General features: G+C 64.8%; 23 protein-coding genes. 11 read left to right on the forward strand and 12 right to left on the reverse strand.

Annotated features, from left to right (window positions below; translation table 11 throughout):
* Positions 1-15: 15 nt before the first annotated feature.
* The 9 genes from ACPXB3_RS14490 to ACPXB3_RS14530 all read left to right on the forward strand — a co-directional run bounded on the left by ACPXB3_RS14490 (position 16) and on the right by ACPXB3_RS14530 (position 8,672).
* Positions 16-603 (forward strand): TetR/AcrR family transcriptional regulator, encoded by a 588-nt coding sequence (locus tag ACPXB3_RS14490; protein ID WP_425704853.1) that lies wholly within the window; start codon positions 16-18, stop codon positions 601-603.
* Complete coding sequence (locus ACPXB3_RS14495) at positions 603-1,841, forward strand: cytochrome P450 (RefSeq protein ID WP_425728071.1); 1,239 nt, start codon at positions 603-605, stop codon at positions 1,839-1,841. Before ACPXB3_RS14490 ends, ACPXB3_RS14495 begins: the two co-directional genes overlap by 1 nt.
* Positions 1,841-2,644 (forward strand): SDR family oxidoreductase, encoded by an 804-nt coding sequence (locus ACPXB3_RS14500; RefSeq protein ID WP_425728073.1) that lies wholly within the window; start codon positions 1,841-1,843, stop codon positions 2,642-2,644. Before ACPXB3_RS14495 ends, ACPXB3_RS14500 begins: the two co-directional genes overlap by 1 nt.
* On the forward strand, positions 2,641-3,999 hold the full coding sequence (locus tag ACPXB3_RS14505) for a cytochrome P450 (protein WP_425728075.1): 1,359 nt from the start codon (positions 2,641-2,643) through the stop codon (positions 3,997-3,999). The genes ACPXB3_RS14500 and ACPXB3_RS14505 overlap by 4 nt, the downstream gene beginning before the upstream one ends.
* Entirely contained in the window at positions 3,999-4,199 is a 201-nt protein-coding gene (locus tag ACPXB3_RS14510) for a ferredoxin (RefSeq protein ID WP_425704849.1), read from the forward strand. Before ACPXB3_RS14505 ends, ACPXB3_RS14510 begins: the two co-directional genes overlap by 1 nt.
* A gap of 21 nt (positions 4,200-4,220) precedes the next feature.
* Positions 4,221-4,763, forward strand: coding sequence for a nuclear transport factor 2 family protein (locus ACPXB3_RS14515; RefSeq protein ID WP_425728077.1), 543 nt, complete (start codon positions 4,221-4,223; stop codon positions 4,761-4,763).
* Between the two features lie 25 nt (positions 4,764-4,788).
* On the forward strand, positions 4,789-6,063 hold the full coding sequence (locus tag ACPXB3_RS14520; protein ID WP_425728079.1) for a hypothetical protein: 1,275 nt from the start codon (positions 4,789-4,791) through the stop codon (positions 6,061-6,063).
* Entirely contained in the window at positions 6,063-6,932 is an 870-nt protein-coding gene (locus tag ACPXB3_RS14525) for an SDR family NAD(P)-dependent oxidoreductase (protein WP_425728081.1), read from the forward strand. The genes ACPXB3_RS14520 and ACPXB3_RS14525 overlap by 1 nt, the downstream gene beginning before the upstream one ends.
* A 141-nt stretch (positions 6,933-7,073) precedes the next feature.
* Positions 7,074-8,672 carry a DUF222 domain-containing protein gene (locus ACPXB3_RS14530; RefSeq protein ID WP_425728083.1) on the forward strand — a complete coding sequence of 533 codons (1,599 nt, stop codon included), beginning with the start codon at positions 7,074-7,076 and terminating at the stop codon, positions 8,670-8,672.
* 58 nt (positions 8,673-8,730) lie between these two features.
* On the opposite strand, the gene ACPXB3_RS14535 is transcribed toward ACPXB3_RS14530, so the two are convergent.
* Both ACPXB3_RS14535 and ACPXB3_RS14540 read right to left on the reverse strand, forming a co-directional pair.
* The gene (locus ACPXB3_RS14535) at positions 8,731-10,005 is read right to left on the reverse strand and encodes an SLC13 family permease (protein WP_425728085.1); all 1,275 of its coding nucleotides are present in this window, start codon (positions 10,003-10,005) and stop codon (positions 8,731-8,733) included.
* A gap of 26 nt (positions 10,006-10,031) precedes the next feature.
* On the reverse strand, positions 10,032-11,678 hold the full coding sequence (locus tag ACPXB3_RS14540) for an MFS transporter (protein ID WP_425706311.1): 1,647 nt from the start codon (positions 11,676-11,678) through the stop codon (positions 10,032-10,034).
* Between the two features lie 21 nt (positions 11,679-11,699).
* On the opposite strand from ACPXB3_RS14540, the gene ACPXB3_RS14545 reads away from it, so the two are divergent.
* Complete coding sequence (locus ACPXB3_RS14545; RefSeq protein ID WP_425706310.1) at positions 11,700-11,996, forward strand: hypothetical protein; 297 nt, start codon at positions 11,700-11,702, stop codon at positions 11,994-11,996.
* Between the two features lie 96 nt (positions 11,997-12,092).
* Here ACPXB3_RS14545 and ACPXB3_RS14550 read toward each other — a convergent pair whose 3' ends face one another.
* From ACPXB3_RS14550 to ACPXB3_RS14595, 10 genes are all read right to left on the reverse strand, one after another.
* The gene (locus tag ACPXB3_RS14550) at positions 12,093-12,521 is read right to left on the reverse strand and encodes a DUF6918 family protein (protein WP_425706309.1); all 429 of its coding nucleotides are present in this window, start codon (positions 12,519-12,521) and stop codon (positions 12,093-12,095) included.
* Between the two features lie 135 nt (positions 12,522-12,656).
* Positions 12,657-13,517 carry a MaoC/PaaZ C-terminal domain-containing protein gene (locus ACPXB3_RS14555; protein ID WP_425706308.1) on the reverse strand — a complete coding sequence of 287 codons (861 nt, stop codon included), beginning with the start codon at positions 13,515-13,517 and terminating at the stop codon, positions 12,657-12,659.
* 4 nt (positions 13,518-13,521) lie between these two features.
* A complete protein-coding gene (gene kstD, locus ACPXB3_RS14560) occupies positions 13,522-15,282 on the reverse strand; it encodes a 3-oxosteroid 1-dehydrogenase (protein WP_425728087.1) in 1,761 nt (586 codons plus the stop codon).
* Between the two features lie 229 nt (positions 15,283-15,511).
* Complete coding sequence (locus tag ACPXB3_RS14565; protein WP_425728089.1) at positions 15,512-15,991, reverse strand: hypothetical protein; 480 nt, start codon at positions 15,989-15,991, stop codon at positions 15,512-15,514.
* A 34-nt stretch (positions 15,992-16,025) separates the two neighbouring features.
* Positions 16,026-16,427: a hypothetical protein gene (locus ACPXB3_RS14570; RefSeq protein ID WP_425728091.1), complete on the reverse strand. Its 402-nt coding sequence runs from the start codon at positions 16,425-16,427 to the stop codon at positions 16,026-16,028.
* 185 nt (positions 16,428-16,612) lie between these two features.
* The gene (locus tag ACPXB3_RS14575; protein WP_425728093.1) at positions 16,613-18,271 is read right to left on the reverse strand and encodes a hypothetical protein; all 1,659 of its coding nucleotides are present in this window, start codon (positions 18,269-18,271) and stop codon (positions 16,613-16,615) included.
* Between the two features lie 3 nt (positions 18,272-18,274).
* Positions 18,275-18,595, reverse strand: a complete 321-nt coding sequence (locus ACPXB3_RS14580; RefSeq protein ID WP_425728095.1) for a WXG100 family type VII secretion target — start codon at positions 18,593-18,595, stop codon at positions 18,275-18,277.
* Between the two features lie 22 nt (positions 18,596-18,617).
* Positions 18,618-18,914: a WXG100 family type VII secretion target gene (locus tag ACPXB3_RS14585; protein ID WP_425728097.1), complete on the reverse strand. Its 297-nt coding sequence runs from the start codon at positions 18,912-18,914 to the stop codon at positions 18,618-18,620.
* 140 nt (positions 18,915-19,054) lie between these two features.
* Complete coding sequence (locus tag ACPXB3_RS14590; RefSeq protein WP_425728099.1) at positions 19,055-19,498, reverse strand: hypothetical protein; 444 nt, start codon at positions 19,496-19,498, stop codon at positions 19,055-19,057.
* A gap of 8 nt (positions 19,499-19,506) precedes the next feature.
* A complete protein-coding gene (locus ACPXB3_RS14595) occupies positions 19,507-19,710 on the reverse strand; it encodes a hypothetical protein (RefSeq protein WP_425728101.1) in 204 nt (67 codons plus the stop codon).
* Positions 19,711-19,828: 118 nt separating this feature from the next.
* Between ACPXB3_RS14595 and ACPXB3_RS14600 the strand changes: the two genes are divergently transcribed.
* Positions 19,829-20,617, forward strand: a complete 789-nt coding sequence (locus ACPXB3_RS14600; RefSeq protein WP_425728102.1) for a 2-keto-4-pentenoate hydratase — start codon at positions 19,829-19,831, stop codon at positions 20,615-20,617.
* Positions 20,618-20,654 lie beyond the last annotated feature (37 nt).

A 20,654-nucleotide genomic window follows, 5' to 3' on the forward strand; every position in this document is an offset into this window, starting at 1 on the left:
TGTAGCGTCGCTCACATGTCCAGCCCCGTGTCCCAGGAATCGACCCGACGGCGGCTCTCGGCCCAGCAGGCCGAAACTGTCGCCAGGCTCACCGACGCCGCCGTCGACGTACTGAACGAAGACGGTTTCGATGGTCTGACGGTCCGCGTCGTCGCCAAACGCGCCGGCGTCGCACCGGCGACCGCGTACACCTACTTCTCGTCGAAGAGTCACCTTGTGGCAGAGGTGTTCTGGCGTCGTCTGGCCGATGGCGTCAAGACGCCGGACATGTCACTCGACCCCGGCGATCGGGTCGCCGCGGTGTTGCGCGACGTGTCGCTGGTGGTGGCCGGGGAAGGACAGCTCGGCGGCGCGGTGACCGTGGCGCTGCTGGGTACCGACCCCGATGTCGAACACCTGCGTCTACGGATCGGCGGATTCATCCGGCACCGGCTCGCCGAGGCGCTCGAGGTCGGCGTCGAGAACCCGGGCCCCGTCGTCGACGCGCTGGAGATGCTCTACGCCGGTGGGCTCGTCCACGCCGGGATGGGGCACCTCAGCTACGAGCAGACCTCCGAACGTCTTGTCGCCGCAGCACACCTACTCATGGAGAAGCAGTCCTGATGCCAGACACCGTCGCCCTCGCAGGCATGCAACAGCGGGTCCCGTTCGACCCGTATGCCTATGACTTCCACGAGGATCCGTATCCCACCTATGCGCGCCTGCGTCACGAGGCGCCCGTCTACTACAACTCGGAGATGGATTTCTGGGCACTTGCCCGGCACGCCGATGTGCGCAGCGCCTTTCGCGACGCGACGCGACTGTCCAACGCGTGGGGAGTGTCGCTCGACCCCAGCTCCTACGGCCCCGACGCACACAAGTCGATGTCGTTTCTGGCGATGGACGACCCCAAACACATGCGGATCCGCAAGCTGGTGAGCAAGGGTTTCACCCCACGCCGCGTCAACGACCTGTCCGGCCGGATCACCGCGCTGACCCACGAGCACTGGAGCAAATGCCTCGACAAGCGCGAATTCGACTACATTGCCGACTTCGCCGGGCTGCTGCCGATGGACGTGGTCTCCGAGCTCCTCGGCGTCCCGGAGAGCGATCGGGCATTCCTGCGCAGGCAATCCGACCTCCTCCTGCACCGCGAGGAGGGTGTACTCGACGTCCCCGAGGCCGCCGTCTATGCGTATATCGAACTGCACAAGTACTATTCGGCACTGATCGCCGAACGTCGCAAGAATCTCGGCGACGACCTCGTGTCGGCACTGATCACCGCCGAGATCGACGACGACGCCACCGGTGAGAAGACCACCCTGTCCGGGGACGAGATCGTCGGATTCATGGTGCTGATGGTCGTCGCCGGCAACGAGACGACCACCAAACTCCTTGCCAACGCCCTGTATTGGGGATGGCGCAACCCCGATGAGCTCGCCCGGGTCATCACCGACACCGATCTCGTGCCGGAGTGGACCGAGGAGACGCTGCGGTACGACAACTCGACCCAGATGGTGTTGCGGCGAGTGGCCGCCGACGTCGAGTACGGCGACGTCACCATCCCGGCGGGTCAGCGGGTGCTGCTGCTCGTCGGATCGGCCAACCGCGACGAGGATGTGTTCGACGATCCCGACCGCTACCGGATCGGCCGCGACACCGCGCAGGCCCTGATGAGTTTCGGGATGGGAACGCACTTCTGCCTCGGTGCGCACCTCGCCCGGCTGGAGGCCAACGTCGGTCTCGCCGAGGTGGTGCGGTCCATCAAGTCCGTCGACATCGACATCGACAACGCGGTCCGCGTGCACTCTGTGAACGTGCGCGGATTCGCCGAACTCCCCGTGAAAGTGACGGTGCGCTGATGAGTTTTCTCCCGCATCCCGATCGCCGGCCGGTCCTGGTCGCCGGCGCGTCGTCGGGGATCGGCGCCGCGACGGCGCAATGGCTGGCCCGCCAAGGCCATCCGGTCGCGCTCGCCGCCCGCCGGATGACCACGCTGCAGGAACTCGCCGACAAAATCGCCGCGGACGGCGGCGAGGCAGTCGCGGTGCCCCTTGATGTGACCGACGAGGCGTCGGTGATCGACTGTGTCGCCAAGGCGCAGGCCGCGATCGGCGAACTCGAGATCGTCGTCGCCGGTGCCGGTGACCTGGCGATCGGATTGTCGTACGAGACCTCGCCGGCGGAATTCGCCGACCAGATCAACATTCACCTCACCGGCGCCTACCGCCTGTACCGGGCGGTGATCGGTGGAATGATCGAGCGCACCCGCGGCGACATCGTGTTCATCGGATCCGATGTGGCGGTGCACCCCCGACCGTGGTCGTCGGCATATGTCGCGGCCAAGTCCGGCATCGACGGTCTCGTCGCCACTATCGCGCTCGAACTCGAGGGCACCGGGGTGCGGGCCGGGGTGGTCCGACCGGGCCAGACCCTCACCGGGATGGGCATGGATCTCGACCCGGAGGCCACCACCGGCATGCTCAACGACTGGATCCGACACGGGCTGGCCCGCCACGGCAATTTCCTTGCGCCCGAACACATCGCGCAAGCGGTCGCCGCGATGGTCGCGATGCCCCGCGGCGCGCACATGCGGTCGGTGGAGGTCGAGGCCGAAGGTGCGCTGCCCAGAGAGAAGCGTTCTGCGAAAGGAACCGAACAATGACCACCCTGACGACTCCCAAGCGCGTGTCGGGCGGCGACGGTGAACACGGCCACCTCGACGAACTCGCCACCGACCCGATCGGACTGTTCTGGCGGATCCGTGAGGAGTGCGGCGACGTCGGACAGTTCCAGCTCGCCGACCGGGAGGTGGTGCTGGTCTCCGGTGCGGTGGCCAACGAAGAGTTCTTCCGCGCACCCGAGGAGGACCTGGACCAGGCGGCCGCCTACCCGTTCATGACGCCGGTCTTCGGTGAGGGCGTCGTCTTCGACACCAGTCCGGAAGAGCGGTCCAAGGCGATTCACAATGCGGCCCTGAAGGGTCCGCACATGAAGCAGCATGCGATCACCATCCCGCACGAGACCGAGCGCATCATCGCCGAGTGGGGCGACGAGGGGGAGATCGACCTCCTCGAGTTCTTCGCCGAGCTGACCCTCTACACGAGCTCGGCGTGTCTGATCGGGCGCCGGTTCCGCGAACAGCTCAACGGGCACATCGCGCACCTCTTCCACGACCTGGAGAAGGGCACCGACCCGATCGCCTACGTCGACTATCGCGCCGACATCGAGAGCTTCCGCAAGCGCGACGCCGCGCGGGCCGAGCTCGTCGAGTTCATCCAGGGGGTGATGAACGAGCGGATCGCGAATCCGACCGAGAACAAAGACGATCGCGACCTGATGGACGTGCTGGTGCAGGTCGGGTTCGATGCCGACACCATCACCGGCATGTTCATCTCGATGATGTTCGCCGGTCACCACACCACCTCGGGCACCGCCGCGTGGACCCTCATCGAGCTGCTGCGCAATCCGGACTACATGACACAGGTGTACGAGGAACTCGACGACATCTACGCCGATCGGGGCGAGGGCAGGCCCGAGTACTCGTTCGCCGCGATGCGTCAGATCCCCAAGCTGGAGAACGCACTCAAGGAGGCGCTGCGGCTGCATCCGCCGCTGATCGTCCTGATGCGGGTGGTGCAGAACGATTTCCACGTCGAGGACTTCGAGATCAAGGCCGGTCAGTCGATCGCCGTGTCGCCGGCGATCTCGAACCGGCTGCCCGAGGATTTCCCGAATCCCGACACCTTCGATCCCGATCGCTACGTCAAACCGCGCCTGGAGGATCTGGTGAACCGGTGGACGTGGATTCCGTTCGGTGCCGGCCGACATCGTTGCGTCGGTGCACAATTCGCGATCATGCAACTCAAGGCAATCTTCTCGGTGTTGTTCCAGAACTACGAATTCGAGATGGCCCAGCCCGCGGACTCCTACCGCAACGATCACTCGAAGATGGTGGTGCAGCTCGCACAGCCGTGCCGGGTGCGCTACCGCAGGCGGGCCGCAGACAAGGAGGTCTGATGCGAATCGAAATCGATCTCGACCTGTGCCAAGGGCACGGAATGTGCGAGATGGAGGCGCCCGAGGTGTTCGAGACCCACCACGATCACGCCGAGATCCTCGACAAGGAACCCGACGACAGCCTGCGCGAGCAAGTCCTCGCCGCAGTCCAGTACTGCCCCACTCAAGCCCTGAGAATCGCAAGCCCTGAGAATAGTTGACGACAAGTGAGGTTGACCGACATGGCATTTGATCGTGCCGAACTCGAAGAGATGAAGCAGCGCTGGCTGCAGGCCAACATCGACGCCGAGAAGGCCGGTGACTGGCGGCCGCTGGCCGACTTCTACACCGAGGACGCCACGTACGGGTGGAACTACGGTCCGGACAAGGACTTCATGGCGGTGGGGCGTGACGAGATCCGCGATATCGCTCTCGGCCAGGAGATGGAGGGGCTCGAGGGCTGGGAGTATCCGTACGAGGAATGGGTGATCGACGACCAGACGGGATCGATGATCGGCTTGTGGAAGCAGGTCTATGAGGGCACCCGTGACGACGGCACCCATTACGCACTCGAAGGCATCCAGGGCAGCTGGTTCCGCTACGCCGGAAATTTCCAATTCTCTTGGCAGCGTGACTTCTTCGACTACGGCAACGTGTCGGCGCTGTTCATCGAGATGCTCAAGAACAATGCGATGAGCGACGGCATGCTCAAGCGGATCGAGAAGGCGACGGGCGATCAGCCGGGCTGGTACCCGTTCGGCAAGGCGCCGGTACCGTTCTGGTGACCGGCAGAAGACCCGAGAATCAACTATGACGACTCCAGCCCACATGTATTCGGATCTGACCGGTGATCAGCTCGCCGGTCTCGTCCCCGAACTGCTGCTCTCGGGACAACTCATCGACCGCAGCGGAATGGCCCACCTGATCGGCGCTTTCGGCCGCGAGACGATGGCCCGGGTGGCCGTCGAGGAATGGATGGCCGCCAGCCCCGTCTACACCCACCGCATGCGGACGGCGCTGGGCATCGACGGGAACGGCGTCGAGGACATGTTCAAGTGCCTGCAACTCGATATCGGTGCGCCGCCACAATTCATGGATTTCCGTTACGAGGTCACCGATCACGATCACGGGGCCTTCGTGCTCGATCATTGTGGTGCGCTGATGGATGTGGAACCGCTGGGCGACGAATACGTGACCGCGATGTGCCATGACATCGAGGATCCGACGTTCGACGCGACCGCGATCGCCACCAACCGGCGCGCCCGCATCCGTCCCATTCATCGGCCGCCGCGCCGACCGGCCGACCGGCATCCGCATTGCGCGTGGACCGTGACGATCGAGCCGGACCGCGACGAGTTGCCGCTGCCACCGGATGCGGAGCTGATGTTCACCACCCGCGCCGCCCAGGTCGGTCTGGTACCCATCGACGCCACGGCCGACGACGGACTCGTCGACTACCGCGGCGCGCTGGTGGCCGATCTGCAGTTCGCCGAATGGTCGGCGTCGGCGCTCGCACGGATCGCCGAAGAGGTTGCGTTGCAGCATCAATTGCTCGCACTGGGATTCTGGCTCAGCGTGCGCCGGTACGCCGAGTCCGTCGAGCAGGCCACCGAGATCTTCCGCAAACAGTTCACCGGCATCGCGGGACTGGCGGCGGACCGGCTGCGCGCGGAATTACGTCTGGGCACCGACGCGCAGGCGCTGGCGCAGGTCGTCAACCTGATCCCGGTGCTCGGCCCCGGCCGCTACACCGGTGTCGAGGCGGCCGTCGACGCCGACGAGGTGATCGTGGAGATACCCGCGGATTCCGCTGCCCACGCCGACGGCGGCTGGATCACCCTGCTGGACACGGATCACGTCGAACCGCTGCAGGCGATCGGAGTGGCCGTCGATCCGCGCTGGAGCGTGGTGGCGGCCGAGCAGACCGGGGAGGGACTGACGGTGCGGTTCGGTCTGGGCACCGAGGCGCAGAAAGAGTCCGGTGAGGTGGCCATCGCGCGGTTCAGTTCCGGCGCCGACTTCACCTTCACCGACCGTGGCCGCTCGATCCCGATCACGCCACTGACCACCACCGGCGGGGTGTGATGGCCGGATTCGGTCTCGCCGGGCGGGTGGCGATGATCGCGGGCTCGACCCGCGGCATCGGTCTCGCCGTGGCGTACGCATTGGCCGGTAGTGGTGTGTCGCTCGTCGTCAACGGCCGCGACGAGGATGCGGTGGCGGCTACCGTCGACGAGATCGTCGGCGGCGGTGGTCGTGCGGTCGGTGTGTGCGGTTCGGCCGGCGACCGCGGCGTCGTCGAGAAGATGGCGGCAGACGCGCTGTCGGAGTTCGGTGCACTCGACATCGCGATCAACTGCGCGGGCATCGCCGAGCCGCCGGGGTCGACGGTGCTGACGATCACCGAGGACGAGTTCCGTGAGCAGCTCGACGCCCACCTGATGAGCGCCTTCCATCTCACACAAGTCGCCGGAGGTGTGTTCGCCGAACAACATTCGGGGGCGATCGTGCTCACCGGATCGGCCGCCGCGCTCGGAACCTTCGGCGGCAGTGGGTATCCCGCGGCGAAGGCCGGCGTCACCGCGCTGGCTTCGGCGGCCGCCGGTGATCTGGCCCCGCTCGGGGTCCGCATCAATGTGGTGATGCCCGGCGCGAAATCGCGGCTGTCATCGGGTCCGGAGTACGTGCGCCATATCGAGAGCCTGCACGCGCGTGGGATTCTCGACGACCTCACCCGCGATGCCGCCATCGACCCGGCCCCGCCCGAGTACGTCGCGCCGCTCTACACCTTCCTCGCCGGTGACGCCGCGGCCGACATCACCGGCCAGACCTTCACCGCCGCAGGCGGATTCATCGGACGTTATGATCCGCACCAGCCCACCCTCATCGCCTACCGTGAGCACACATCGACCGCCCCATACACCATGACCGAACTGGCCGATCTGCTTCGCTGAGGATCGCGAGCCGCCGAATTCTTCACAAGTATTTTCGATTGTTGCTCGCCGACCGGGCATATCGGGTGTAGACTCGAACGCACCAGCGACGAACTGATGTTTGATCGCATTCACTTTGGTCGTATTCACTGGGGGGTGACGATGACAACGATCGACCTGCCGGCTCTTGCGCCGGATGAGCAGGCCACGTTGTTGCATGCCCTTCTCGATCAGATGGGTTCGACGGATCTGTCGCAGTGTTCGGATGAGTCGTTGTTGGAGGTCGCGGCAGCCAATGAACGCGCGATCAACAAGCTGACCTTCCAGGGTGACCGGCAGATCGTCGAGCTATCCGACCGGAATGCGGAGCGCCGGTTCGGGTTTCGATCGGTCACCGACATGATGGTCGTCGGGTTGCGGGTGTCGGAGCCGATGCGCCGTCGCAAGCAGATGACCGCCACCGCCACCTATCACGGGTTGACCGGTGAACCGCTCGCCCCGAAGTACCCCACGTTGGCGCAGGCGTTCGCCGAGGGGGCGGTCGGGTCCGCACATTCGCGGGTGGTGATCGACGTTCTCGACGACATCCCGCATCAGGTCGACCACGACATCAAAGTCAACGCCGAAAAGCAGATGGCCGACTACGCCCGCGTGCACACCCCCGCCGAGTTGACCGCGATCGGCGCGCGGCTGATGGCACACCTCGACCCCGACGGCGAGTTGACCGACGACGTCGACCGGCAGCAGAAACGTCAGGTGTTCCTCGGCCGCCAAGACACCCAGCAGATGTCGAAGATGACTGGCAAGATGACCCCGGAATGCCGTGCCGACCAAGAAGCCGTGTGGGCGGTGTGGGCAGCCCCCGGTATGAACAACCCCGACGACCCCGAGTCGCCGTCGGGTTCCGTCGAAGACGCCGATCCCGAGAAGTTGGCGGCCGCGGTCGAACGTGACACCCGCAGCCAAGCGCAACGCAACCATGATGCGATGCAGGCCGTGTACAAGCTGGCGTTGACGTCGGGGGAACTCGGCGAATCCCATCGCGGGCTACCGGTGCAGTTGATCATCAAAGCCGACCTCACCGATCTGATCAACGAAACCGGCCACGGCGTGACGGCCACCAACAGCCTGCTGCCCATCAAAGATGTCATCCGGTTGGCCGCCGAATCGCAGCCGTGGTTGGCGGTGTTCGGTGAGCACACCACCGTGCCCCTGTATTTGGGTCGGGCCCGGTTGGCGAGTCGCGGGCAACGGATGGCGTTGTTCGCCAAACCCGACGGACAGGTGTGCTCACACCCCGGGTGTTCGCAGCCGGCCGCGCACTCGGAAATCCACCACGCCACCCTCGATTACGCCAAGGGCGGGTTGACCAACATCGACGACCTCGCCCCGGCGTGTCCGAAACACAACCGGATGGTCGGCGACAAACTCGGCCAGTACACCACCGGCATCTACCGCGACGGACCTTTGGCCGGGCGGTGTTGGTGGCGGCGTAACGCCGCCCCCGGTGCCCCACCGCACCCGAAACGCGTCAACAAACTGCCTGATGTCGGACCCGACTTCACCGCCGGGCTCGCGAAGGTGCGTGCCGAAATCCACCGGCAACCACCCGACGCGGGTAATCCGTTGCCGGACAGCAGCACCGGTGGCTACGACGTCGTCGACATCATCACCCCCGACTACGCCGACATCGACGTGACCACTGAACCGTCACGCGTCGAAGCCCGCCTGGCCCGCCTGCTCGCCATCTGCGGACGCTGACCACCGAATCTGCAGCCTTTAGTCGCGGAAACCGCGACCAAAGGCTGCAGATTCGGCGTCACATCAGCTGTAGTCCGAGCCAGAGTGCGCCGACGGCGGCAATGAGTGTCGGTGGCACGGTGAGTGTTCCCAACAGGACGTAGCGGCGGGTCGGGGGAGCGATCGTGTGACGGCGCATCACGTCGCGCCACAACAGGTTCGCCAACGAGCCGAAGTAGGCGAGGTTCGGCCCGATGTTCACGCCGAGCAACATCGCGAGGGCAAGGCCAGGTTCGTGGGAGACCATCGGCAGCAGCAACAGGGTGGCGGGCAGGTTGTTGAGGATATTGGCCGCCAGCGCGGCCAGCGCGGCCACCGCCAGCAGCGCCCACAGTTGCGTTCCGGACGGGATCAGACCGGTGATCCACTCACCGATAGGGCCCAGCCGGATCGGCACGATGATGATCCCCAGCGCGGCGACGAACGCGAGGAACGGGATGTTCACCGCGCGCACCGCCCGCACCAGGGTCACCGCGGGGGCCTTGCGCAGTGGAGCGATCAGCATCACCACGGCACCGACCGCGGCAACGGCCGCCAACGGAATCCCCAGCGGCTCGGCGATCACGAAGCCACACAACACCAGCCCCAGCATCACGAGTGTGGCGAGGGGGGCCGGACGTCGGGCGGTGCTCGGCGGGTTGCCGTCCTCGATGGCCGGTGTGCCCGCAGATTTCAGCTCCGACGCGAAGAACATGCGAAAGATGACGTACTCGACGAGTATCGCGACCACCCATGGCGCCGCCATCAACCCGGCGAAAGACAAGAAGCCGAGCCCTGTCGCCGAAAAGGCCAGCAAATTCGTCAGATTCGACACGGGCAGCAGCGTGGATGCACTGTTGGCCAGATGTGCGGTCGCCGTGCCGACCGGTGTCACCCGGGCGCCGATGCGTCGCGCGGTGGCGACCGCCACCGGCGTCAGCAGCACGATGGTGGTGTCGATCGAGAGGACCGCCGTCGTCAGCGCTGCCGCGACGAACACCAACCCGAGGAGACGCGTGGGCGAGGCGCGGCTCCACGACGCCAGAATCTGACCGATCCACGCGAATACCCCGGTGCGCGCACACACTTCGGCGATCACCAGCATTGCGGCGAGGAACCCGATCGTCGGGCCGATGAACCGCAACTCGTCGACCACCTGAGACCACGACACCGCCCCGAGCAGGGCGAGCAGCAATGCGGCCGGAACCGCGACGACCGCAGGCGAAAGTCGTTGTGCGGACACCGCGACCCCGATGACGGCGGCCAGGCAGAGCACGGCCACGGCGGTGCCCAGCGAACTGTGGGCATCGAGCACGTCGCGAGCTTACGCCGGTGGGCGGGTCAGCTATCGGTGCCGCTCCAGCCGAATTCGTTCTGCCCGGCCGCCGGCTCGTCACCGGCCGGCAGGGCGACCACGCGGCGTGGGGCGATGACGGTGGTCAGGACGGACCCGACCACCAGAACGATCCCGAGCACCAGACAGCCCTGATTCATCGGCACGACGAAGGCGTCCTGCGCACCGTGAAGCACGCGGGCGCCGAGCTCACCGGGCAGCCGGGCGGCTACTTCGCTCGCCTCGGCCAGCGAACGCCCGATGTGCTCGGCGGCGACGTCGGCCTGCCCCAGTATCTGCCGTCCACCCGCGGTGTTGCCCGCACCGATCTGTGCCTGGCCCGCGGCGGTTATCTGGTCATGAGCGAGATCCGCGACGGGACGGATGCGGCTCGCATACCCGGCAGCGAGGAGGCTTCCGGCCAGCGCGATGCCGATGGCCGCGCCGATCTCGCGGGCGGTGTCGTTGACCGCCGAGCCCACACCCTGGTTGTCGAGCGGGGTGTTGGACATGATCGCGGTGGTCGACGGGGCCGTCGCGAGCCCGATACCGATCGCACAGAATCCCAGCATCCACGCCATCATCCAGTACGCGTCGTAGTCGACGACGCCGAGCAGAATCAGTCCGACGCCGGCGATGAGCAGGCCGGCGCCGAGGACGAAGCGTAGCGAGTGGAAGCGCACCGCAAGCCAGTTGCCCAGCAGCGCAAAGATACTCACCCCCAGCACCATCGGCATGAGGGCGAACGCCGAACGCAGCGGTGAGAACCCGAACACCAACTGCAGCCGCTGCAGAAGCAGATAGAAGGCGCCGAACGAGGCGAAGAACTGCAAAGCCACCGACAGTGCACCGGCGCCGAAGGCGCGGTTGGTGAACAACCGGACGTCGAGAAGCTGCCGGCGACCCCGCAGCTCGATCAGACAGAACACGACGACGAGCACCGCACCGCCGATGAGGGTCCCGAGCACCAGCGCGTCATTCCATCCGCGATGCGGAGCCTCCAGCAGACCGAACACGATGCCGGTGACCGCGAGGATGGACACGACGGAGCCGGCGTAGTCGAAGGGTTGCGGATCGTGGTCCTTCGACGAGCCGATCGTCAGGCATACCAATGCGGTCACCGCGGCCGACGCGGCGAAGGTGATGAAGATCGAATGCCAGGAGAAGAACTCCAGCAGGATACCGGAGACGAAGAAGCCGGCGATCGCACCGGCGCCGGCCACCGCGGCCCAGATACTGATGCCGATGCTCCGTTTGTCCGCGGGCACACCGGAAGTGATCAGCGACAGGGTGGTCGGCATGATGAAGGCCGCGCCGACGCCTGCGACGCAACGCGTGATGATGAGTTGCGTCGAGTCGGTGGTCCAGATCGCCGCCAGCGATCCGATTGCGAACACCAGCAGCCCGACGACCAGCATCTCGCGCCGACCGAAACGGTCACCGATCGCCCCGGCCGGCAACAGCAGCGCGGCGAGCGCGAGGGTGTAGCCGTCCGCGATCCAGGTCATCTGTCCGGTGTCGGCACCGATGTCGATGGCGATGTCGGCCAGCGCGGTGTTGAGGGCGGCCATCGCGGCGACCACCATGCTGACCGCCGCGCAGGCGATGAGGATCAGCCACACCGACCGCAGATCCAGCGTCCTGGGTTGTGTCATCCGTGGCTTCCTTTCCAAGCGGTGAGCAAAGTCGGCAACAAAAATGTGATGCAGGCGACACGCGGGCGACGAATCAAGACACCACATGCAACGTGTGACACATTGATCACTGGAGTAACAAACTCGGGGTTGCAGATCGCCATCACGATCGTGGCCCCGGACAACCGAAAGAGGGAGATCATGGCCGCACCGGTCGCCTCTTCACGATCCACCGAGACCCCAACCGTGCGCCTGCACGTGTGGCGGGTGCTGTCGATGCTGGTGGCACTGATCGCCATCGTCTGCGCGCTCGTGCTCATCGTCACGACCGCTGCCTGAGCGTCGTCGGTGGCCGGGTGTGAACCCGGGGCCCGCCGGCGCGTGCGGGCCGCGTCGTCACCCGGCCGGACCGGGATGAGACGACGCGGCCGAGACTCACGCGTGCTTTTCGACTACGTCGCCGACGGCGGGCAACGCCTCGGTGACGTATCCCTTCGCCTTGCCGCGCAGCGAGTTGTAAGCCTTGGTCAGTGGCGCCTTCGCCGATTCGGCCTGGGCGTCGGTGACCGCGAGCAATGCCTCCGAGGCGGTGCCGGGATCGGCGGCCAGATGTGCACCGAATGAGGTGCCCGCCGGCTTGGAGTCCCAGAACGGCTGGAGTGCCGTCACGAAGTCCGGAAGCATCAGGTTGGTCGCCTTTTTCACGATGTCGGGTTTGACCTTGCCGACGGCCGCGTACGCCGTCTTCACCGCGGCACCACCGAATCCCTTCTGGGCTGCGACCCGCGAGTCGATCACCCCCACCAGATCGTCGACCACGGCTGGGCGGTTCGGGCCGAGCAGGGACTGCAGCGAATCGCTCATCAAGAATCTCCTCAAGGGACGGTTACGAAGACGATGCGGCCGCATGCGGCGACCGGCACCCCTGAGCAGAATAGACGCCTGCACCGGCGAAGTATGGTCGCGCCAAGGTTTGCGGCGTGTGGGGTCTCGGGCCCCTCAGCGCTTCGTGATCACCACATTGCCCAGGGCGGGCGCACGGTCGCGGTCGGCGACGGACGCGGTGATCAGCAACCGGCCGTCGTCATCCCAGACGTCGACGTCGATCGTCTCACCCGGGAAGACCACGCCGGCGAAGGTCGTCGAGTAGTCGGCGACGGCCGTCACGTCGCCGTCGAGAAGCGAGTCGACGACGGCGCGGCACACCGTTCCGTAGGTACACAGGCCGTGCAGGATAGGCCGGGGAAAGCCTGCGGCCGAGGCGAATTCGGGGTCAGAGTGCAGCGGGTTGCGGTCGCCGCACAGGCGGTAGAGCAATGCCTGGTTCGCCAGCGTCGGCACCGACAGGTGGTGATCGGGTTCGCGGTCGGGGTAGGTGACCCGGTTCGACGAGCCACGCTCGCCACCGAACCCGCCCTCGCCCTTGGCGAAGATGGATGACCGTGCCGTCCACAAGACGGTGCCGGCGTCGTCGACGGTGACCGATTCCTGGACGATGACCGCCGCCGACCCCTTGTCCTGGATCTCGGCGATCGTGGTCCGCGTGGTCGCCTTCCCGGCTGCGGGAATGGGCCCGTGGGCGGTGACCTGCTGGCTGCCGTGCACCACCTTGGCGAGGCCGATGTCGATTCCGGGGAAGGAGACCTTCGGGGCCTCGGTGGCGTGGAAGGACGCCGCGACGGTCGCGAAGGTGGGCAACACCTTTGGCGCCACATCGTCGACGTACACCAGGCCGGTGCGGTCCATCGGGTCGCTCGCCGCGCCGACGGCGAGGTGGTAGAGCGCGACGTCGGAGGCCGACCACTCGAAGCTGACCTCGGGGAGCTCGGCACCCAGCGCCTCGGACAGGTCGATCGGCATGACCTCAGTTCTCCTTGCCTGCGGTGGCGGCGGAAGGTGCTGCGCTGTGCGCCGTCTCGCCGTCGGCGCAGTCGCGCGCCGCGAGGTAGCCGAAGACCAGTGCCGGGCCGATGGTGGCCCCCGGGCCGGCGTAGGTGTGACCCATCACCGGGGCGGACGTGTTGCCGGCGGCATAGAGGCCCGCGATCACCGAGCCGTCGGCGCGCAGCGCACGTCCCGATGCATCGGTGTCGATGCCGCCCTTGGTGCCGAGATCGCCGGGCACCATCTTGACCGCGTAGAACGGCGCCTGGTCGACGGCCCCGAGGCTCGGGTTGGGCTTGTTGGTGATGTCGCCGTAGTAGTGGTCGTAGCCGCTCTTACCGCGGCCGAAGTCCTCGTCGACACCTGCTCGTGCGAAGCCGTTGAATCGTTCGGTGGTGGCGCGCAATGCATCTGCGGGAACGTCGATCTTCTCGGCCAGGGATTCGAGGGAGTCGGCCTTGACGACGACCCCGGATTCGAACCACTTCTTCGGAAGCGGTTGGCGGGCATTGACTCCCGCGAAGAGGTAGCGGTTGCGGCACCGCTGGTCGAAGATCAGCCAGGACGGTACGTTGTCGCCCGGGCCGGTACCCTGGCCGAACTCGCCGCCGTACATCTGGTGCACCGCTTCGACATACGGCAGTGATTCGTTCATGAAGCGATCGCCGCGGGTGTTGACGATGAACGTGCCGGGTACCGAGCGTTCGGACAGCGCGAACCACGGGCCGCGCGGCAGCGGGATGGTCGGGCCCCACCAGGAGTCGTCCATCAGGGACACCGCGGCCCCGATCTTGAGGCCTGCGTTGATGCCGTCACCGGTGTTGGTCGGCGCGCCGGTGGTCCAGTCGGAGCCGATGGGCTCGCGCTGGTACTTCTTGCGCATCTCGACGTTGTGCTCGAAGCCACCGCACGCCAGGATCACTCCACGCTCGGCGCGGATGTGCAGTCGACGTCCCTCGTGCTCGGCGACCACGCCGACCACCCGGTCGTTCTCGGTGACCAGATCCACCAGTCCCGTCGACAAACGCAGTGGCACACCGGCTTTGCGGACTCCGAGCAGGAGTTCGGCGGCCAGCGCCGCGCCCATCGCGATGAGCTTCTTGCCGCGGCTGCGAGCCCAGAAGAACCGCGCGCCCACCTTGCCCATCCGCACCGGACCGCGCCAGTGTCGCAACCCGGTGTTGAGCCAGCGGTAATCCGACTGCAGGACAACCATGTTCAGTGGTGCCTTGGTGTACTGCGGATGCAGTGTCTTCAGGTCGTCGCCGAGGGCGCGGGCGTCGAACGGCCGGGGTTCGACGCTGCGGCCACCGAGCCGTCCGCCGGGCGCCTCGGGGTAGTAGTCGGAGTAGTTCTTCACCCACTCGAGGTCGAGGGGAGCGTGCGCCATCAGGAACTCGAGGGCCTCGGCGCCTCGGTCGATGTAGGTGTCGATCTTCTCGGCCGGCGCGTGCTCGCCGATGATCGCGTGCACATACCGGCGCGCCTCCTCGCGATCGTCGGGGACCCCGTCGCGCTTGAGGACCGAGTTGCCCGGGATCCAGACCCCACCTCCCGAGCGGGACGTCGAGCCGCCCCAGTAGGCCGATTTCTCGATGATCACGGTCCGTAGGCCCTGCGCGGCCGCGGTTATGGCCGCGCTGAGGCCGGCGGCTCCAGCCCCCACGACGACGACGTCATAGGTCTCGTCCGGATCGGTCCCGGTGGGTTGCTGTCCTGCTGGTTCGGTCGCGCCGGCCATGAATTGGGTCCCTTCGTGCGCCGCGGGTGGAACGGGTTCTCATCTAAAAGTAGAACACGTTACAGATTCGCGGCGCCAGGGGTCGGCGGAGTCGGCGGGTGATCGGCGTCGACGCTCGCCCGGCAAGCCGGTGTGACCAGCGGCTTTCCGTCCGGTCGAATCGCTGCATGCCGATGCCCGCCTGGCCGGTGCACACGGTGGAGACGAAGCACCGGTGCCGGTCTGGTGCTCACTTGCCGCGTGCTGTCTCCGGTGCCGCGTCGTCGGCGTCGTCTCCGTAGGCGATTTCGCGGACGGAGAAGTGGGTGGTGTCGATGGTGTCGGTGGTGAGGTATTCGGTGAACAGTGCGATGGCCTCGTCGGGGGAGAACACTTCGTTGCGGTGGACCGCGATGGTGGAGTCGTCTTTCTGGGCGAGGTCGATGAGTTCGGTGCTACCGGTGGGATGCCCGAGGGCGACGAGGCGTCCGTCGAGTTTCCACTCGACGGTCAGCCCGTCTTGGGTTCCGGTGGTCTGTACGAAGTTGTGCTCGGGTTTGGCGTATTCATACGTCGGGAGACCTTCGGGCCAGGGGAAGAGGACGGCGTACAGTCGCTTAGTTCCGATGAGACGAATTATATGGCCTATCTGTATCGTAGTCCTGTCGAGGCCAGCGTCGAGAACATCTATTGAAGTCATATTCGAGAACGTTTCTACGCCGTAACTCATGGCACCTGCTCCTTTGAGTCTGGTCCTGATGCGCTCACTCGTCGGTTGTCTGCTTTGACGTTGCCCCGTCGGTGGTTGCTGGGCGCGGAGTCGCAGTGCTGTCGTGGCGAGCGGCGACGGGCGCGTGTGAACCACTCTCGGAGATCGACGATGTCGGCTCGGCCGAGGCGGCGTTCTCGTCGGCGTCCTCGCCGTAGGCGATTTCGCGGACGGAGAAGTGGGTGGTGTCGATGGTGTCGGTGGTGAGGTATTCGGTGAACAGTGCGATGACCTCGTCGGGTGAGAACACTTCGTTGCGGCGGACCGCGATGAATGAGTTGTCTTTCTGTGCGAGATCGATGGGTTCGGTGCTGCCGGTGGGGTGGCCGAGTGCGACGAGGTGTCCGTCGCGGCTCCACTCGAAGGTCAGGCCGTCCTGGGTTCCGGTGGTCTGCACGAAGTTGTGTTCGGGTTCGGCGTATTCAAGCTTCGATCGACCCTCTGGCCATGGGAAAATAATCGCATATAAGAAATAGTTCCCGATGAGCCGCAGAATGTTGACCACTTCTTCTTGGGCTTCCTCTGGATCGTCGCGAAGGGCCGCTATCGAAGTCACTTTTGCGAACATTTGTGCGCCGTACATCAAGGCACCCACTCCTTAGCTACGTTTGTGACTTTTACGGGTATGACAGTACCATCCGGCAGGATAGCTGTGCCGTACGCTGGTGTTTCAGCGCTGACGGCTGGGTCGAACTCCTTTTGGTTGGCTGAAGGAGTGCCTGCTCCGCTTTTCACTTCGACTCCCGTCACTTCAACGTAGCCGTCGGGTCCCGGCTTTGGGTCTACTGGCATATCGTAGCCGTCGTACTTCCGAATCCTTGAGGAGCCATCGGGCTTTACGGGCTCAATATTTTCACCCTTGAAATCTTTGCCGCGAAATTTTACCTGGCGGTTATTTCGAACCACGATACGATTCGGGCGACGTGCGGCATACTGCTCGATTCCCTGTCCTTCCTTATCGTACGATTCCTTGTCCCATCCCTGGTATTTTCCCAATGCATCGCGCGTTTGCGCATGCATGATCGTGACGCCATTGTCTCCTATTGCCGCCTGGGAAAGGTCGAGTGCGCTGGCTCCTGCGATAGCTCCACCGGACAGCATCATGGCGCCGCCGGCGACGTTGACCGGCACCCCTAGAAGGGCGCCGACGCCGGTCGCGTCCAACGCAACACCGGGGAGCTCGACGCCGGCGCCGAGTGCCATCAGCGCGCCGCCGCCGATCAATCCGGCGGTGTCGCCCGGGTGGTGGAGCATCGCGTTGCCGTAGGAGGCTGTGGCGTTCACGACGGCTGCCGCCACATTCTCGATGTCGTCACCGATGTCCTCGAGTTCTGCTGCAGCCCAGTGGGCCATCACCTTGGCGAACGCCTCTACGTCGGCGATGATGGGCTCCAGCAGTTTGCCGGCGGCATCGGCTTCGACCTTCAGATCGCGCAGTACCTGCTCGGCTTCGCGCGCAATCCGTTTCAGCTTGTCTTCATCGCCGCTGACAATGCTCCATGCTTCGTCCAAGAAGCCAGACGGCGTGGCGATCTGCATGGCGTCACTGATGAGTGCCTTGAGATGCGCATGAGCGTCATCGACATGTTGCGCATAGGCGGTGAGCTGGCTTGCGATGCCACTCGCTGCCCTCTGAATTCCAGCACTGGCGTTTGCCGAATCAGTGAACCCCTGACTGACACTGGGCTTCTCGGGAATATCTTCGCCGTGGGCTCGGGTTTCGGGGCCCACCAAGCTGGTGTCGAACGTGCTCGCGGCCGCACCGAGTAGTGACCACGAGGCCGCAGCGGCACGCATTTTCGCGGGGTCTCCGTTGGGCCATACCATGCCGATCAGGCGCTGGATGAGACCCCAGCCGAAAGGTGCCTGGGATGTGCTTCCCTCGGCCTTTGGTGGCAGATGTGCCGAGATCGGTCTGGTCGGGGTCGGCTTGGTGGGCGGACCTCCGTTGGGGGTGATGGAGGAGTAGTGGTTGGCGGTGGCGTAGTTGTACGCACTCGTCCGAAGTAGGTCACCGACTCGGCTGACCCCATTGATCGTATCCACCGATGACACAACGACAGCGGACGCGGCGTCGTCGTATTTCTCTCCGACGACCACCCCGGCGGGGTCGGTGCCGGTCATTCCCACGGAAGCTGAGAGTGCGTTCAGTTCGCCGTGTAGCGCGGATCCGAACGCCCGGCTGGCGGCAATCGTCGCGGTCCCGGCGGCATCGAGCACCGCAGGATCAACTGTGACCACCCGTCAGCTGCGTTTCCACATCGATGAATTCCGGGCGACCGCGGCGGCGTAGTTTCTATGAGCACCGCCGACGACGACTCCCAATTCGGCCACAGATTTACGCATGTCGGCAGCCCCCTTTGCCCACTGCTGGTGCGCTCGGATGTGTGAAGCCGCCGCCTGACCTTGCCACTCGATGTGCAACTGGTCGACCTTACGATCGATCTCCGCGATGAAGGATTCGGTCGACTCCTCGAAAGCTACCAGGAGTTCACTGGCCGATTCCAATGCCGCAGGTTCCACATGGAACCCGGTTGTACCAGAAGCAGAGTGTCTTACATCCATGCTTGAACCCCCTCTGTTTTACTTAATCCATCTGATCGCCATGATAAAGGCTTGCAGCTACCTGGTGCAGCGCACTGACTATGGTCACCATACCTTCAACGATCTCGATACTTCCCTTGTGCCAATCTCCAAAAGCATCATGAAATTGACCGGCAGGTTGTCCTTTCCAGCCTGGACCCAGAAGTTCATGGATTTGATCGTCGAGCTTCATTAGCGAAGACCGAAAGTCGTTCGCCATCGAGTCGATCTCCGAAGAGATCCGGTGCACATTCTCCGGGGTGATCGCCAGTATTCCTTGCGAACCATCATAGTTTCCCATGTGTCTACCTTCCCCCGATGCTTGCCTCAGCGTTGCGGTCAGACCCTACACCACTCGCACAAAAAACGGGTACGCCACTATAGAAAGAACGGATAATATCCTCATATCGGACATTCAGGATCGAATGTCCGGTCCGATTCTTACGCTTCGTCAGTGTCCTCGCCGTAGCCGATTTCGCGGACGGAGAGGTGGGTGGTGTCGATGGTGTCGGTGGTGAGGTATTCGGTGAACAGTGCGATGGCCTCGTCGGGTGAGAACACTTCGTTGCGGTGGACCGCGATGGTGGAGTCGTCTTTCTGGGCGAGGTCGATGTGTTCGGTGCTGCCGGTGGGATGACCGAGGGCGACGAGGTGTCCATCGCGCTTCCACTCGACGGTCAGTCCGTCCTGGGTTCCGGTGGTCTGCATGTATTCATGGGTTGCTTTGACGTCGTCGTACACGGAGACGCCATCAGGCCACGGATAAAAAATGGCATAAAGGAAATAGTCTCCAACAATTCGAAGGATGTTGACGACTTCTTCTTCGGCTTCTTCGGGATCTTCACTGAGGACAGTTCTGGAAGTTATATCCGAGAACATCTCCACGCCTGGTCTCATGGTGCCTTCGGGTCGGGGTCGCTTTGTACGCCAGTATTTTCGATATCCGAGTTCTCTCCGCGAGCGACCAGTTGTCCGTCGTGGCTCCACTCGACGGCCAGTCCGTCCTTGGTTCCGGTGGTCTGTGCGAAGCTTTGTTCGGGTTCGGCGAGCCTACCGAGCAGTTCGTCCCACCGCTGCGTCGCCCTCGCCCTGCTCATGGCGACGATGCGCCCGCGGCATATCAGTCACTCTGTACCGGTTGCCGGTACGGCCCTCCCGCAAATCTGCAACGTGTTCTAAACTAGAACACGTTCAGCGCATGGAGGTGAGGACGGAATGGCGGTCGACCAGGCAGTTCGGCAGCAGATCGCAACCGATCTGTGGAACGCGGAGCGGACCGCGACGGCGATCGACCGTCCCACGGACGCCCACCCGGATCTCGACGTCGTCGACGCCTACGAGATCCAGCTCATCAACATCCGCAAGCGGCTCGATGCCGGGGCACGGGTCGCGGGGCACAAGGTCGGGCTGGCCTCGGAGGCCATGCAGAAGATGATGGGTGTCGACGAGCCCGATTACGGGCACCTCCTCGACGAGATGCAGTACTTCGAGCACACCGCGATCGACACGAAGACGTTGTGCATTCCGCGAGTTGAGGTGGAGGTCGGGTTCCTCCTCGGCGCGGACCTGCCGGGCGAGGGCTGCACCAACGAGGACGTGATCGACGCCGTCGAGTGGGTGGTGCCGTCGATCGAGCTCATCGATTCGCGGATCGCCGACTGGCAGATCACCCTGTGCGACACCATCGCCGACAACGCATCCTCGTGCGGATGGATTCTAGGCGAGCAGCGGGTGGCCATCGACGCCATCGACGTCGGCGACATCGATGCGGTCCTGCACCGCAACGGCGAGGTCGTGGCAAAGGGTAATTCCGCTGCGGTGCTGGGCGATCCACTCAATGCGGTGAGCTGGCTGGCCCGCAAGGTGAGTTCGTTCGGGGTGCACCTACGCAAGGGCGATCTGATCCTGCCGGGTACGGCAACCCGCGCCTTCGACGTGGGCCCGGGCGATCACGTCGTCGCCGAGTTCGCCCGACTCGGCAGCGTCACGCTGGACTTCAACTGATGTACAAGGACTTTCGACAACAATCACAGGAGGCGTA

This window comes from Gordonia sp. DT219 (assembly GCF_049847065.1).
Taxonomy (GTDB): Bacteria; Actinomycetota; Actinomycetes; order Mycobacteriales; family Mycobacteriaceae; genus Gordonia.

Coding starts and splice junctions, on each gene's coding strand:
- ACPXB3_RS14490 (WP_425704853.1), top strand. CDS start 16: ATGTCCAGCCCCGTGTCCCAGGAATCGACCCGACGGCGGCTCTCGGCC.
- ACPXB3_RS14495 (WP_425728071.1), top strand. CDS start 603: ATGCCAGACACCGTCGCCCTCGCAGGCATGCAACAGCGGGTCCCGTTC.
- ACPXB3_RS14500 (WP_425728073.1), top strand. CDS start 1,841: ATGAGTTTTCTCCCGCATCCCGATCGCCGGCCGGTCCTGGTCGCCGGC.
- ACPXB3_RS14505 (WP_425728075.1), top strand. CDS start 2,641: ATGACCACCCTGACGACTCCCAAGCGCGTGTCGGGCGGCGACGGTGAA.
- ACPXB3_RS14510 (WP_425704849.1), top strand. CDS start 3,999: ATGCGAATCGAAATCGATCTCGACCTGTGCCAAGGGCACGGAATGTGC.
- ACPXB3_RS14515 (WP_425728077.1), top strand. CDS start 4,221: ATGGCATTTGATCGTGCCGAACTCGAAGAGATGAAGCAGCGCTGGCTG.
- ACPXB3_RS14520 (WP_425728079.1), top strand. CDS start 4,789: ATGACGACTCCAGCCCACATGTATTCGGATCTGACCGGTGATCAGCTC.
- ACPXB3_RS14525 (WP_425728081.1), top strand. CDS start 6,063: ATGGCCGGATTCGGTCTCGCCGGGCGGGTGGCGATGATCGCGGGCTCG.
- ACPXB3_RS14530 (WP_425728083.1), top strand. CDS start 7,074: ATGACAACGATCGACCTGCCGGCTCTTGCGCCGGATGAGCAGGCCACG.
- ACPXB3_RS14540 (WP_425706311.1), bottom strand. CDS start 11,678: ATGACACAACCCAGGACGCTGGATCTGCGGTCGGTGTGGCTGATCCTC.
- ACPXB3_RS14550 (WP_425706309.1), bottom strand. CDS start 12,521: ATGAGCGATTCGCTGCAGTCCCTGCTCGGCCCGAACCGCCCAGCCGTG.
- ACPXB3_RS14555 (WP_425706308.1), bottom strand. CDS start 13,517: ATGCCGATCGACCTGTCCGAGGCGCTGGGTGCCGAGCTCCCCGAGGTC.
- kstD (WP_425728087.1), bottom strand. CDS start 15,282: ATGGCCGGCGCGACCGAACCAGCAGGACAGCAACCCACCGGGACCGAT.
- ACPXB3_RS14565 (WP_425728089.1), bottom strand. CDS start 15,991: ATGAGTTACGGCGTAGAAACGTTCTCGAATATGACTTCAATAGATGTT.
- ACPXB3_RS14580 (WP_425728095.1), bottom strand. CDS start 18,595: ATGGATGTAAGACACTCTGCTTCTGGTACAACCGGGTTCCATGTGGAA.
- ACPXB3_RS14585 (WP_425728097.1), bottom strand. CDS start 18,914: ATGGGAAACTATGATGGTTCGCAAGGAATACTGGCGATCACCCCGGAG.
- ACPXB3_RS14595 (WP_425728101.1), bottom strand. CDS start 19,710: ATGAGCAGGGCGAGGGCGACGCAGCGGTGGGACGAACTGCTCGGTAGG.
- ACPXB3_RS14600 (WP_425728102.1), top strand. CDS start 19,829: ATGGCGGTCGACCAGGCAGTTCGGCAGCAGATCGCAACCGATCTGTGG.